At 64.7% G+C, this 13,089-nt stretch carries 14 protein-coding genes; all 14 read right to left on the minus strand.

What is annotated here, in order from left to right; genetic code table 11:
* Nucleotides 1-134: 134 nt before the first annotated feature.
* The 14 genes from BKA04_RS05870 to BKA04_RS05935 all read right to left on the minus strand — a co-directional run bounded on the left by BKA04_RS05870 (nucleotide 135) and on the right by BKA04_RS05935 (nucleotide 13,089).
* Nucleotides 135-1,079 (minus strand): hypothetical protein, encoded by a 945-nt coding sequence (locus BKA04_RS05870; protein WP_134542244.1) that lies wholly within the window; start codon nucleotides 1,077-1,079, stop codon nucleotides 135-137.
* Between the two features lie 333 nt (nucleotides 1,080-1,412).
* Nucleotides 1,413-1,598, minus strand: coding sequence for an antitoxin (locus tag BKA04_RS05875; protein WP_104095572.1), 186 nt, complete (start codon nucleotides 1,596-1,598; stop codon nucleotides 1,413-1,415).
* A 139-nt stretch (nucleotides 1,599-1,737) separates the two neighbouring features.
* A complete protein-coding gene (gene tuf, locus BKA04_RS05880) occupies nucleotides 1,738-2,931 on the minus strand; it encodes an elongation factor Tu (protein ID WP_104095573.1) in 1,194 nt (397 codons plus the stop codon).
* A 101-nt stretch (nucleotides 2,932-3,032) separates the two neighbouring features.
* Nucleotides 3,033-5,147 carry an elongation factor G gene (fusA, locus tag BKA04_RS05885; RefSeq protein ID WP_104095574.1) on the minus strand — a complete coding sequence of 705 codons (2,115 nt, stop codon included), beginning with the start codon at nucleotides 5,145-5,147 and terminating at the stop codon, nucleotides 3,033-3,035.
* A gap of 116 nt (nucleotides 5,148-5,263) precedes the next feature.
* On the minus strand, nucleotides 5,264-5,734 hold the full coding sequence (gene rpsG, locus BKA04_RS05890) for a 30S ribosomal protein S7 (protein WP_104095575.1): 471 nt from the start codon (nucleotides 5,732-5,734) through the stop codon (nucleotides 5,264-5,266).
* Nucleotides 5,734-6,108 (minus strand): 30S ribosomal protein S12, encoded by a 375-nt coding sequence (gene rpsL, locus BKA04_RS05895; protein WP_104095576.1) that lies wholly within the window; start codon nucleotides 6,106-6,108, stop codon nucleotides 5,734-5,736. Before rpsL ends, rpsG begins: the two co-directional genes overlap by 1 nt.
* Before the next feature lie 296 nt (nucleotides 6,109-6,404).
* Nucleotides 6,405-6,884, minus strand: a complete 480-nt coding sequence (locus tag BKA04_RS05900) for a DUF6121 family protein (protein WP_104095577.1) — start codon at nucleotides 6,882-6,884, stop codon at nucleotides 6,405-6,407.
* On the minus strand, nucleotides 6,862-7,638 hold the full coding sequence (locus BKA04_RS05905; protein ID WP_104095578.1) for a hypothetical protein: 777 nt from the start codon (nucleotides 7,636-7,638) through the stop codon (nucleotides 6,862-6,864). Before BKA04_RS05905 ends, BKA04_RS05900 begins: the two co-directional genes overlap by 23 nt.
* Nucleotides 7,639-7,719: 81 nt before the next feature.
* Complete coding sequence (locus BKA04_RS05910; RefSeq protein ID WP_104095579.1) at nucleotides 7,720-8,415, minus strand: type IV pilus inner membrane component PilO; 696 nt, start codon at nucleotides 8,413-8,415, stop codon at nucleotides 7,720-7,722.
* Nucleotides 8,416-8,417: 2 nt separating this feature from the next.
* The gene (locus BKA04_RS05915; RefSeq protein ID WP_134542246.1) at nucleotides 8,418-9,185 is read right to left on the minus strand and encodes a hypothetical protein; all 768 of its coding nucleotides are present in this window, start codon (nucleotides 9,183-9,185) and stop codon (nucleotides 8,418-8,420) included.
* The gene (pilM, locus tag BKA04_RS05920; RefSeq protein WP_104095581.1) at nucleotides 9,182-10,228 is read right to left on the minus strand and encodes a type IV pilus assembly protein PilM; all 1,047 of its coding nucleotides are present in this window, start codon (nucleotides 10,226-10,228) and stop codon (nucleotides 9,182-9,184) included. Before pilM ends, BKA04_RS05915 begins: the two co-directional genes overlap by 4 nt.
* Nucleotides 10,229-10,236: 8 nt before the next feature.
* A complete protein-coding gene (locus BKA04_RS05925; protein ID WP_104095582.1) occupies nucleotides 10,237-11,076 on the minus strand; it encodes a prepilin peptidase in 840 nt (279 codons plus the stop codon).
* Complete coding sequence (locus tag BKA04_RS05930) at nucleotides 11,066-12,487, minus strand: hypothetical protein (RefSeq protein ID WP_104095583.1); 1,422 nt, start codon at nucleotides 12,485-12,487, stop codon at nucleotides 11,066-11,068. The genes BKA04_RS05925 and BKA04_RS05930 overlap by 11 nt, the downstream gene beginning before the upstream one ends.
* The gene (locus BKA04_RS05935; protein ID WP_104095584.1) at nucleotides 12,478-13,089 is read right to left on the minus strand and encodes a prepilin-type N-terminal cleavage/methylation domain-containing protein; all 612 of its coding nucleotides are present in this window, start codon (nucleotides 13,087-13,089) and stop codon (nucleotides 12,478-12,480) included. Before BKA04_RS05935 ends, BKA04_RS05930 begins: the two co-directional genes overlap by 10 nt.

Below are 13,089 nucleotides of genomic sequence, written 5' to 3' on the forward strand. Positions count from 1 at the left end.
GCGACACGCCCGGAGCCCGTCCCGGGCGAGGATGTCGCCCCGCCGGTCCCTGATTGCGCCCGCACGCCACTTTTGCTCCTTGACGCGCGGGGGCAAAAGTGTCGTGCGGGCGCAATCGCATCCGTGCGTGTTCACTATCGGATCGGAAGCCCCGCGTCCCGCAGGTGTGCCCGGAGTGCTGCCGGCCGGATGGCGGTGCTCCAGTTCCACCGTGAAACCTCCAGTTTCAGAGCGCGAAGCCGATTTTCACGAACTCGCTCGTCGCGCATGACCTGCTCGGCGCTGCGCCCGCCGCGGTAGAGCTCATCCAGGTACTTGATGTCGCCATCCGCTTCACCAATCAGGTTGAACGAGGGCCAGTCGAAATCGGTCTCGCCAATGAATCCGCGGTAGTCCGAAAACGGGAACTGCAGTCGTGGGAGTGGACATCCGATCACGCGCATATTCACGCGACTCACCGATTCCAGCGGAGAGTCGGCGAGTTCCGTTGAAAACTCGATGACCTCCTTCGTGCGAGCGTGGGCACGGGCCGGCAGCGAACGCTCCCAGACGTCGAAGAGTGCGGCCTTCGTCGTCATGGGCGGGATTCGCCCGCGGCGGTCTACGTGCACGGCGCGATCTGCCATCGTCACGGCGACCAGAGGAGATGCCAGGGTCGCGACATCCAGAACGGTGCGGGCCACTGACGTGACAAACAGTCCACCGATCTCCACGACGTCAGAATCGTCGAGCCGAAGCGAGTGTTTCACGACCGAGTTGCGCGACCGGCCACCCGTCGTCGGCCCGACGATCGTGTGCACAGTGGATGGCCATGCTCCGACCATGGGAAGTCCGTGGATGGCAGCGGCAGAGAAGTGGGAGAGCACCGGTCGAAATTGCCGCGTCGTGGCCACAGCACGGATGAGAGTCAAATACTTCTTTCGATCGTCCAACTCGGTCCAGACATCCGCCGGGAGGTACGCACCCCTGGCGACGCGGTGCAGGCGGCCGGATGTCGCAGACCGTGCGAGATCCTCTCGCCGTCGAAAGGAATCACCAAGGTCACGCGCGTAACGAAGTCGGGTGTCGATGTCTGGCATCCCCAGAGACTGCTCTCGCGACAGCACTTGGCCCGTGCAACGCTGATGTTCTGTGAGTCTCGGCTCGCTGACATCACTGTGGAGGCGAGGAGTGTGCCAGGCACGGCGGATGCGGCCCGCGGTGTCTGCGCCGGCGCGACGCGTTTGCGCCTGCACGCACGGGCGCAACCGCGTCACGCGGGCGCAAACGACGGGATCGGGGTGGGGGCGACGGGAGCGGGGTGGGGGCGACGGGAGCGGGGAGGGGGCGACGGGAGCGGGGAGGGGGCGCGGCGGGCCGCAACGATGAAGGGCCGGGGCGTGCGCCCCGGCCCTTCACCACCACGCAAGCGACTACTCGTTGCCGATGTGCTTGTCGGCCTCGTCGCGAAAGCCGTCGACCTGGTCGGCGAACTTTCCGCCTGTGACCTTGTTCGCGAGGTCCTCAGCGCCGTCCAGCACCTTGTCACTGATGTCCTCGGCCTGCTCGCTCTTCAGCGCATCCTTGGCGCTGTCCGCGAAATCACCCAATCCAGCCATGAGACTCTCCTTCGTTCGTTGAGGCAGTCATCCTAGCCACCGGAACTGAATGATCGACGACACGACGAAGGGCCGCATCCGAAGATACGGCCCTTCGTGCAGACTCGACCCCCTCGTGAACCTCGGGGAGCGAGTGGTGTTACTTCAGAACCTTGACGACCTTGCCGGCGCCGACCGTGCGGCCACCCTCGCGGATCGCGAATCCGAGTCCCTCTTCCATGGCGATCGGCTGGATCAGCTCGACCGTCATCTCCGTGGTGTCGCCGGGCATGACCATCTCGGTGCCCTCGGGCAGCGTGATGACGCCGGTGACGTCCGTGGTGCGGAAGTAGAACTGCGGACGGTAGTTCGCGTAGAACGGGTTGTGACGGCCGCCCTCATCCTTCGAGAGGATGTAGGCCGTACCCTCGAACTGCGTGTGAGGGGTCACCGAGCCCGGCTTGACGACGACCTGGCCGCGCTCGACATCCTCGCGCTTCGTGCCACGAAGGAGCAGACCGCAGTTCTCGCCGGCCCAGGCCTCGTCGAGCTGCTTGTGGAACATCTCGATACCCGTGACGATGGTCTTCTGCGTGGGGCGGATGCCGACGATCTCGACCTCGGAGTTGATCGCGAGAGTACCGCGCTCTGCACGGCCGGTGACGACGGTTCCACGACCGGTGATCGTGAAGACGTCCTCGATCGGCATGAGGAACGGCTTGTCCTTGTCGCGCACCGGGTCCGGGATGTTGTCATCCGCGGCCTGGACGAGATCCAGAACAGACTGGACCCACTTCTCTTCGCCCTCGAGCGCTTTGAGCGCCGAGACCTGGACGACGGGGGCGTTGTCGCCATCGAAGCCCTGGCTGGAGAGCAGCTCGCGGACCTCGAGCTCGACGAGCTCCATGATCTCCGGGTCGTCGACCATGTCGGACTTGTTGAGTGCGACCATGAGGTACGGAACGCCGACCTGCTTGGCGAGCAGCACGTGCTCACGGGTCTGCGCCATCGGGCCGTCCGTGGCGGCAACCACGAGGATCGCACCGTCCATCTGGGCAGCACCCGTGATCATGTTCTTGATGTAGTCAGCGTGCCCTGGGGCGTCGACGTGCGCGTAGTGGCGCTTCGGGGTCTCGTACTCGACGTGCGAGATGTTGATCGTGATGCCGCGCTGGCGCTCTTCCGGCGCCGAGTCGATCGACGCGAAGTCACGCTGGACGTTGACTGCTGACGGGTACTTGTCAGCAAGCACCTTGGAAATTGCTGCGGTGAGCGTGGTCTTTCCGTGGTCAACGTGTCCGATCGTTCCGATGTTGACGTGCGGCTTAGTCCGCTCGAACTTGGCCTTAGCCACTGTGGTCCTCCTCAGGACTTCTCAAGTAGAAGCACCGGACGCGGGTTTGCGCCCGGGGTTCCTACGGGATGTTGTCTTATGTTACGGGATACTGCTTAGTACTACTCACCCTTGTTCTTCTGGATGATTTCATCGGCGACCGCGCGCGGCACCTCCGAATAACTGTCGAAACTCATCGAGTACACGGCACGGCCGGAGGTCTTCGACCTCAGGTCGCCGACGTATCCGAACATCTCGGACAGCGGGACGAGCGCTCGGATGACCTTCACACCTGTGGCGTCCTCCATCGACTGGATCTGGCCACGACGCGAGTTCAAGTCGCCGATGACGTCACCCATGTATTCCTCAGGGGTGCGCACCTCGACGGCCATGAGCGGCTCGAGCAGCACGGGGTTCGCCTTGCGAGCGGCCTCCTTGAAGGCCATCGACCCGGCGATCTTGAACGCCATCTCCGAGGAGTCGACGTCGTGGGCCGCACCATCCAGAAGGATGGCCTTCACGCCCACCATGGGGTAGCCGGCGAGCACGCCGACCTGCATGGCATCCTTCATTCCGGCATCGACCGACGGGATGTATTCCCGAGGAACACGACCACCGGTGACCTTGCTCTCGAACTCGTAGGGGTGCTCGGCGGCGAGGTCGAGCGGCTCGAGCGAGATCTGCACCTTCGCGAACTGGCCGGATCCACCCGTCTGCTTCTTGTGGGTGTAGTCGTGCTTGTCCACGATGCGCTTGATCGTCTCGCGGTACGCGACCTGGGGCTTGCCCACGTTCGCCTCGACGTTGAACTCGCGCTTCATCCGGTCGACGAGGATGTCGAGGTGAAGCTCGCCCATGCCCTTGATGACCGTCTGGCCGGTGTCCTGGTTCTGCTCGGTGCGGAACGTCGGGTCCTCTTCAGCGAGCTTCTGGATGGCGACACCCAGCTTCTCCTGGTCGGCCTTGGTCTTCGGCTCGATGGCGACCTCGATGACCGGCTCCGGGAACGTCATGGACTCCAGCACCACCTGGTTGTTCGGATCGCTCAGCGTGTCACCGGTCGTCGTGTCCTTGAGGCCGATGACCGCGTAGATGTGGCCGGCGGTGACCGACGGAACCGGGTTCTCCTTGTTCGCGTACATCTGGAAGATCTTCCCGATGCGCTCCTTCTTGCCCTTCGTCGAGTTGGCGACCTGGCCGCCGCTGTCGAGGTGTCCGGAGTATACGCGGATGTAGGTGAGCCGTCCGAAGAACGGGTGCACGGCCACCTTGAACGCGAGGGCGGCGAACGGGTCCTTCGGGTCGGGGTGGCGCTCGATGATCTTGTCCTCGTCGCGCGGGTCGCGCGCTTCGATCGCGCCGACGTCGAGCGGGTTCGGCAGGTAGTCGACGACCGCATCGAGCATCGGCTGCACGCCGCGGTTCTTGAACGCGGAACCGCACATGACGGGGTACATCGAGCTGGAGACGGTGAGCTTGCGGATGCCGGACTTGATCTCGGCGACCGTGAGCTCTTCGCCCGCGAAGAACTTCTCGAGGAGCGCGTCGTCGGTCTCTGCGACCGCCTCGAGCAGCTCCTGGTGGTACTGGGCCGCCTTCTCTTTGAGGTTCTCCGGGATCTCCTGGACCTCGTACTTGGCGCCGAGCGTGGTGTCGCCCTTGGCATCCGCGGGCCACACGAGCGCACGCATCTCGACCAGGTCGACGACTCCGATGAAGTCGCTCTCCGAGCCGATCGGCAACTGGATGACGAGCGGCTTGGCGCCGAGACGCTTCACGATCGTGTCGACGGTGAAGTAGAAGTCGGCGCCGAGCTTGTCCATCTTGTTGACGAAGCAGATGCGCGGGACGTCGTACTTGTCGGCCTGGCGCCACACGGTCTCGGACTGGGGCTCGACGCCCTCCTTGCCGTCGAAGACCGCGACGGCGCCATCGAGCACGCGCAGCGACCGCTCCACCTCGACGGTGAAGTCGACGTGACCGGGGGTGTCGATGATGTTGATCTGGTTCTTGTTCCAGAAACAGGTCACCGCGGCGGACGTGATCGTGATGCCGCGCTCCTGCTCCTGCTCCATCCAGTCCGTGGTCGACGCGCCGTCGTGGGTTTCACCGATCTTGTGGTTCATACCCGTGTAGAACAGGATGCGCTCGGTCGTCGTCGTCTTACCGGCATCGATGTGCGCCATGATGCCGATGTTCCGGACCTTGTTCAGGTCGGTGAGCACTTCCTGTGCCACTTGGTTTCCTATCTATTCGAAGTCATGAGTGTTGACCGAGGCCCGAGACGGACCTCGGCGCCGGCGTCGCGGCGCGAGCGCGAAAGCGCTCTCGCTCTCAGCTACAGCGCGCCGCGCTACCACCGATAGTGCGCGAAGGCGCGGTTCGACTCGGCCATCTTGTGAGTGTCCTCGCGACGCTTCACCGCGGCGCCGAGACCGTTGGATGCATCCAGGATCTCGTTGGTGAGACGCTCGGTCATGGTCTTCTCGCGGCGAGCCTTCGCGTAAGTCGTGAGCCAGCGCAGCGCGAGAGTGTTCGCACGGTGCGGCTTGACCTCGACGGGCACCTGGTACGTCGATCCACCGACGCGGCGGCTCTTGACCTCGATCGTGGGACGGACGTTGTCGAGCGCCTTCTTGAGCGTGACGACGGCATCCGCACCGTTCTTCGAGGAGACGCCGGCGAGGGCGTCGTAGACGATGCGCTCGGCGAGAGCCTTCTTGCCGTCAAGAAGAATCTTGTTGACGAGCTGGCTGACGATCGGGGCGCCGTAGACGGGGTCGTTGACCACGGGGCGCTTGGGTGCTGGTCCTTTGCGAGGCATTACTTCTTGTCCATCTTCGCTCCATAGCGGCTGCGAGCCTGCTTGCGGTTCTTCACGGCCTGGGTGTCCAGTGCGCCGCGGACGATCTTGTACCGAACGCCGGGGAGGTCCTTGACACGACCACCGCGCACGAGCACCATCGAGTGCTCCTGCAGGTTGTGGCCCTCGCCCGGGATGTAGGCGGTGACCTCCGTGCCGTTGGAAAGCTTGACGCGGGCGACCTTGCGCAGAGCCGAGTTCGGCTTCTTCGGTGTGGTCGTGTAGACGCGGGTGCACACACCGCGCTGCTGGGGGTTGGCCTTGAGCGCGGGCGTCTTGGTCTTGGCGACCTTCGGCGTCCGGCCCTTACGGACCAACTGCTGAATGGTTGGCACTGATGTAACTCCTTGAATTGACTGCACGGTGACAGTTGGTGCTTTTTCTGTCATCCAGCACGTTGAAATCCGCTGTGCCGAGTGACGTGACCCACCGCGGAACATCAGTTCCTGGCGTGGTTGGTGGGTATGCCGTGGGGGCGCTGGGCGAGTGATGAAACCCGTCCGTCGAGCCCAATTCTTTATGGTGACTCAGTGCTCGTCCCCCTGGTGTTTTGGGCACAGGACGACGCGCGGCAAAGCGCACACCTCAGAAATAGTAGTCGCTCGGCACTTCCCCGGTCAAATGAGTTCGCTCAGCGCGCACGCGACCTGGCGAGGGAGATCGCAGGCAGCAGCAATACCGTCACGAGCGCAAGCACCGCGGCGCCGATCACGAACGGACTCGTCAGGCAGCTCCCGTAGAAGACGGCCGCCGTCGCCGCATTGCCCCTGCCGAGCACGAACACGATCGCGCCGGCGAGGGGGCTCAGTGCGTAGACGAGGATGGCAGCCGTGAGCGCACGTCCGACGGGGACGCGGGGCGGTCCGGATGTCGGACGGAGCCCGCCGAGCACGGCCATGAACACGATCGCGAGCGCCGCGACGGCCATGACCGGTCCGACGAGCGGCCCGGCATCCGCTTCGGAGATGACGTCCCGGTCCGCGAGCAGGCTCACGAAGCCGTCGACGGCCAGCAGGATCGCGCCGTACAGGACCGCCACCATGACGGCGACGAGCAGTGCTCGCGAGAACGAGCCGCGAGCGGCAGGATCAGGCGGCCGCGACTCCGCCAAGGTCTGCTCTCTTCTGCGCCTCGTCGCGTTCGAACTGCTGCCACGCCTCGTAGTTGCGTTCGCGAACCCTGCGGCCCCGCTTGGCGATGGCCGCCCCGAACCAGATGGCGCACTCGCGCGCGACGAGTGCTGCGGCGATCAGAGCCGGGTTGATGGCGGATGCCACGAAGGCGGCGGCCGCCTCGCTCCCGGTGAGACCGAATCCACCCTGCAGGAGAATCCAGATCCCAATGGACACGAAGTAGGTCAGTACGGCGATCACGAACGAACCGATCACCCAGGACCACCAGCTGGCGCGGTTGGCGAGGAGCGCCCAGAGGACCATGAGCACCAGGAACACCAGCGCCGGGACGTAGAACTGCGGGCCGGAGATGAACTGCCCGATCGCGCCCGAGAACTGGTCGGGGCTCATGATCAGGATGAGCGCGGCCACCACCCCGGCATAGACAGCGGCGAACACGATCGCCGCGACCACGGCGAGCATGGTCCCCATGCCCCGGTTGCCTTTCGGCCTCGGAGGAGTCGGTGCCGTGACATACACCGTCTGCACCGGAGCCGCTGCGACTTCGCCGGTCGACGATCGGTCTCCGGACATGTCTGCCGTCGCCTCAGTGGCGGGAGTCACCTCGCCCGTTCCGGCGGGCTCGACGGCGTCGGCGGGCGTCTCGACGACGTCCACGGTTTCGGGAGTCTCCTCCGGGCTCGCCGCATCCTCCCGCGCGTTCTCGTCGGGTGTTGCTACCTGGGCGTTCATCCGTACCTCCACATGCCCGAACCGTGTGGTCCGGTCAGGGTCACTCTAGCAACGGATGCCGTGGTCGCGACAGGTGAATGCCTACGGTGCCGGGCTCGGGCTCGGAGTTGTATTGAGGGAGCCGACGGGCGTCGGAGTGGGCGGCGGAGCCGATGGATCCACGAGCACGTACACGAATCCGGAGATGTTTCCCTCATACACACTCTTATCCGGCGTGGTGGCCGAGCCGGGGTCTGTCGTCCCGGGGTCGGTGGCGACCGCCTTCTTCGACTCCGCCACCGAGAGCTTGATGACCAGGAAGAGCCGCTTGCCGTACTGCAGGTCGCTGAGGAAATCGATGACCTGGGGGCGCGTGCCCTGCACGGCCAGGTTGATCGGAATCGCGATGAAGTTGTCCGCCGTGATGAGCGGATCCGTGGTCTCCCCAGGCGCCGCGACATAGTTCATGCCGTCTCCGGCGCTGAAACTCGTGAGCACCACCCCGCTCGACCCTTCCAGGGCGTGGAGCTCCCCCAGGAAGGTCGAAAGGTCGTCTCCCGGTGGCAGCGACGCCTGAGCCCCCACCAGTTGCTCCTTGAGCGTGTCGAGTTGCGCGAACTCCGCCTTGAGGGAGTCCAGCTTCTTCTGGTGCAGGACGTTCTGGGCGTCGACGGAGGCCTTTTGTTCGTTCGACGCACTCATCTCGTCGAGTTTCGGCGAGATGCCGAGGAACCAGCCAAGGGCGAGAACGGCGATACCGGCGATACCGGCGATGACCATCCACAGTTTGTTGTTCATCGTCACTTGCCCCCATCCGTGCTCGAGTCGGAGTCTCCTGAGTCGGCGTCGGCCGCATCCTGTGCCGCCTGCGCCTTGTCCGCCAGCGCCTTGTCACGCTCGGCGGCCGCAGCCTCGTCGAAACGAAGCAGGAGTGCGTACTTGTTCACGTGCATGGTGATGGTGACCTCGTAGGTCTTGGCCTTGTCGTTGAGCGTGACGGAGCCCGGAGACGCATCGACGAATCCGTCGAGGGTTGCGAGCGCGTCCAGCCACTTCTGAACATTGGGAAGCGAGGTGCTCGTCGCCGTGAAGCGGAGCTCGCCGATGCGGTCCCCCTGAAGCGGGACGGATGGCGGCGCGAACGCGGTGACGGGCGTCGCCGTCTCCGCGACGACGTTCGTGACGAGCGTACCGGTCGGAAGGCTCTTCTGGATGGCCGTGAGATAGGCCTTCCAGTCGATCTCGGTCGACGTTCCGACCCGCTGGGCGACCGTCGCCTTCTCGAGCATCGAGGTGACCTGCTTGACTTCGGAGTACTTGCCCTGCTCGGTGAGCAGCTCGTGGGTTTTGGCATTCGAGGCGTCGAGTTGTGCCTGAGCCCCCGCTGCCAGGAACGACACGCCAGCGTAGGCCGCCACGACGATGAGAATCGCGAGCACGATGAGCGCGACCGCGTTGCGACGCAGAACCCGGCCTCTCGCGGCGATGCCCACCTCGGGTGGGAGGAGGTTGGCTTTCGGTGGGCCCCCGAGGATGAGGCTCCCACCTTCCCTGCTGGTGGTTTTCATGCTGCAGCTCCCCCTAATGCCAGCCCGAGCGCCACGTTCAGGCCGAGTTGGCTCTGGCCGCCCTTGGATGCGTCTTTTGCGACGTCGATGCTCCCGAACGTGTCACCCATGACGACCGGAATCCTGGTCATCTCCGAGAGCGCGTCGGCGAGACCGAGCAGTTGGGCGCCGCCTCCGGTGAGCACGATGCCAGAGTACGGCTCGTTCTGCCGCGTGTTCGCGAAGTAGCTGAGGGTGTTCCGCAGGCTGGCCAGCAGGGTGCCGGTGACCTCCCGCACGATGGCGACCGTCGGCGCCTCCTCGGCGGTCACGTTGACTCCGCCCAGCCCGATCGATCGTTTCAGGTTCTCCGCCTCGATGCCGGAGATGTCGAGCCGGTCGGCGAGGGCAGAGGTGAGATCCTGTCCACCATTCGCGAGGATGCGCACGAAGTGCGGAACCCCGGCGATCGTGACGATGACGTTGGTGGTCCGTGCGCCGATGTCGATGTGGGCGACGTTGCCCATCATCCTGGCCGGGGAGGTGAGCCTCGTGAGGGCGAACGGGATGAGATCGACACCGACGGGAGTGAGCCCCGCCAGTTGCACAGCCCTGACGTTCGTCAGCACAGCATCCTTGATCGCCGCGACGAGGAGACCGCTGACCACCGGCCCGGTCTCCGATGCTGCTTCGGCCACCGGGTAGAAGTCGAGGAGCGCGTCGACCACGGGGACCGGAAGCATCTCCTGCACGTGCGTCGGCAGCGACTCCCGGATCTCCCGATGGCTCAACTTGGGCACCGTGAGATCGCGCACGAGCACTTTCGCGTTGCCGACGCCCAGCACGACCTCTTTGGAGCTGAACTTCGCTGCAGCCCACAACTGCCGCAATGCGGCGGCAACGGTGTTCACCTCGAGGACTTCGCCGTTCTTCACGGCGCCTTCCGGCAACGGCATGGAGAAGAATCGCACGACCGACGGCCGTTTCGTTCCCACCCCGGTCACCTCTACCGCTCGAATGGTGCCGGACCCGATATCGACTCCGACGATCTGCGTGCTGGCCATCACATCCCCTAACTGATTCCGAACAGGCCGAGATACGTGCTCATGATGTCATTTCCGAACAGGATTCCGAGCCAGGCGCCCAGAAGCATCCACGGTCCGAATGGCACGGCGGTCTTGCGCGACGCCCGTCGTAACGCCACGAGCACGAGCGAGAAGACCCCGCCGAGCAGGAACGCGCCGAAGGCTCCGACGACGATCGATTGCCAGCCCACGAACCCGAGGAACAGGCCGAGCACGCCGGCGAGTTTGACGTCCCCCATCCCCATGCCCCGAGGGTAGGCGATGACGAGCAGGAAGTAGAACAGGAACAGTGCCGCTGCGCCGATGGCGGCGGTCGCCAACGCGGCGAAGTCTCCCGCGAGGAGACCCGACACTCCGAGAAGCACCGCGCCGACCAGGTACGCGGGGAGCACGATCCGGTTGGGAAGTGTGTGGGTGTCGATGTCGATGAGGGCGAGTGCGATGGAGATCGCCGCGAGGTAGAGATAGGCGACGAGCGCCAGAGCAGAGGCGGCGGTGTCGGAGGCGCTTGGCGACGACCCGCCGGGGAGCTGGGTGAGGAAGAACCACAGTGCGACCCCGGCGAAGGCCACGCCCGTTCCGAACTCGACGAGCGGATACCGGATGGAGATCGGGGCCTTGCAATCGCGGCACTTCCCCCTCAAGACGATCCAGGACACCACCGGGATGTTATCGCCGGGACGGATCGGCGCGCCGCAGTGCGGACACGCGCTGGGAGGCGACACGATCGACCGCTTCGCCGGGACCCGGTAGACCACGACATTGAGAAAGGATCCGATAAGCAGTCCGAATACACCGACCAGCGGAACGACGACGCTAGCCAGCATTCCGGTCTCTCATGGAGAGCAGGCTGCCCGGCTGCGGCTTGGAGATGACCGGGGTCACAATGGCGTTGTCGAAGTCCACGCCTGCCGCACCGACGGGCACGAACGAGAAGCTCGGGTTGTTCTTCGCGTAACTCTCGCCTCCGGCATAGATCTGCCCGTTCCAGGCGAACCCGTTCTTACCGTCGAACGAGCATGGCGTATAGAGCAGGGACGAGATGGGCTCCTGGATCGCAAAGCTGTTATTGACGCTGAAGGAGCCCTGGTTCGCCGCACAGGTCGGCGCCTTGTCGTCGGCGGGGCCATTGTCCGGCGTGATGAACCACAGTCGATGCGCAGCAGTCGTCGAGGACTTGAATGTCAGAGAGTTGGTCGCGGCGAAGTTGAACATGTTGCCGAAGACGACCACGTCACTCGTGAGGCTCACGGTCGTGTTGTTGTTCGCGGTGATCCCGCTCGGGCACGTACTCAGCGCATTCAGGATAAGCGGGAAGCCCGCGACGGTCCCGCCGAGATTGCCCGAGCTGAACTTGCAGGACACGGGGAAGGTCTGCACTTCGAAGGGGGTGCCGTCGCTCGTCACCCAGTCACTCGGCTTGTAGGTCAGATTCGTCCAGTCCGGTGCAGAGGGAACGACGGAGCTCTGCGTGTAGGTACCACCGACGTGTACCCCGGGTGGATTCGGGTCGACCGAACCCGCGATGAGGTCCCCGTCGACTCGACCGGATGACATGGTGGCAAGGTCCTCCACCTGCGCGCTCCCGCTCACGGTGCACTTGTTGGCGAATGTCATGTTGCCCAGGACCACGATGCTGCCGTTGATGACCGTGTTGTTCTTGGAGCACAGCAGGTCGCCATTCTTGACGATGAGCCCCGTCGAACCGCCCTCAGACAGATCCAGCGCAGAGTTCGCTTCGATCTCGAGCCCGTCGTAGACGTAGAGTGCGACGCCGGTCGGGTTGATACCGGGTACGAGGAACTGGAACACAGCCTCGACCGTGCTCGTGTCGCCCGCCGAGATCCCGGCGACCGCCGGCGACTCCGCCGTGCCCAACGAGGTGATGCGCACCTGTGAGGTGGACGCGGTGGGGCATCCGGCCACCCAGCCGGCTCCGTCGTTGTGTTCGACGACGGCGCGGTACTGGGGCGATCCGGCGGAGACGTACACTCCCGACGTGGGCTGACTCGTGCAATTGCCCGGCTGATAGAGACCGGCTCGTGCCGCGACGATGCCGGCATCAGCAGCGGCGTGCGATTGGACCGAGGCCCGAGAGTAGGTGCTCCAGCCCAATCCGTGGACCACTGCGGCGGCGATGAGCGTGGTCAGAATGATGCCGATGGCGAACACTCCGATAACGGCGACCAGTGCGGAGCCGCGGTCCGACGGTGTGGGAACGAGCTTCTTCAGAAACATGTCAGACTCCCTGATGCTCCCGCCCGGCTGGTTGCCGAGGTCGTGATGTCTGTCGGTGGATGCAGGCCGTCCAGGCCGTGAATGGAGAGAGACAGCCGCTCATTGAGCGCGCTGAAGATTCCCGTCCCCGAGACCGGCGTGACGCCGGTGGCAAGCAGTGTCCAGGTGGAGAGCTCCGCGGGCGTCGGTGCCGTGATCGGCAAGGCCGAGGACTTGAACCGAATCGATCCGCCGTCGGCATCCGTGTAGTACCACGCCGTGCAGATCCAGCTCAGGGTTGCTCCGGAACTCGCCCTTCTGGCGACGAGGAGCTGGTCGTTGCCCACCGGATTGGACAGCCTGAAGTCCGAGGAGTTCCGGATGCCGGTCACCACGGACTTGGCCACGAGCTGGGCCGAGGTGGAAGTCTCGGTCGTGTTGACGACGGACCTTGCCGCCGTGACGGAGCTGAAGATCATGCCCCCGACGATCATGATGACGAGCGAGAGGAGCAGAGAGTAGACGAGCAGTTCGATGAGGGTGAAGCCGCGTTCGGACGCCTGCGGCCTGCCCGAGCCGAGATGGGCCGCATCCGTACTGCGCTCGATCATGGAGTCGATCAT

The sequence above is a fragment of the Terrimesophilobacter mesophilus genome, from assembly GCF_014200375.1.
GTDB classification, from domain to species: domain Bacteria; phylum Actinomycetota; class Actinomycetes; order Actinomycetales; family Microbacteriaceae; genus Terrimesophilobacter; species Terrimesophilobacter mesophilus.

What these genes read in the sequence shown, in the direction of transcription:
- BKA04_RS05935 (WP_104095584.1), bottom strand. Translation starts at nt 13,089, where the DNA reads ATGATCGACTCCATGATCGAGCGCAGTACGGATGCGGCCCATCTCGGC.
- rpsG (WP_104095575.1), bottom strand. Translation starts at nt 5,734, where the DNA reads ATGCCTCGCAAAGGACCAGCACCCAAGCGCCCCGTGGTCAACGACCCC.
- BKA04_RS05905 (WP_104095578.1), bottom strand. Translation starts at nt 7,638, where the DNA reads ATGAACGCCCAGGTAGCAACACCCGACGAGAACGCGCGGGAGGATGCG.
- BKA04_RS05910 (WP_104095579.1), bottom strand. Translation starts at nt 8,415, where the DNA reads ATGAACAACAAACTGTGGATGGTCATCGCCGGTATCGCCGGTATCGCC.
- BKA04_RS05930 (WP_104095583.1), bottom strand. Translation starts at nt 12,487, where the DNA reads ATGTTTCTGAAGAAGCTCGTTCCCACACCGTCGGACCGCGGCTCCGCA.
- BKA04_RS05870 (WP_134542244.1), bottom strand. Translation starts at nt 1,079, where the DNA reads ATGCCAGACATCGACACCCGACTTCGTTACGCGCGTGACCTTGGTGAT.
- BKA04_RS05875 (WP_104095572.1), bottom strand. Translation starts at nt 1,598, where the DNA reads ATGGCTGGATTGGGTGATTTCGCGGACAGCGCCAAGGATGCGCTGAAG.
- BKA04_RS05925 (WP_104095582.1), bottom strand. Translation starts at nt 11,076, where the DNA reads ATGCTGGCTAGCGTCGTCGTTCCGCTGGTCGGTGTATTCGGACTGCTT.
- BKA04_RS05915 (WP_134542246.1), bottom strand. Translation starts at nt 9,185, where the DNA reads ATGAAAACCACCAGCAGGGAAGGTGGGAGCCTCATCCTCGGGGGCCCA.
- pilM (WP_104095581.1), bottom strand. Translation starts at nt 10,228, where the DNA reads ATGGCCAGCACGCAGATCGTCGGAGTCGATATCGGGTCCGGCACCATT.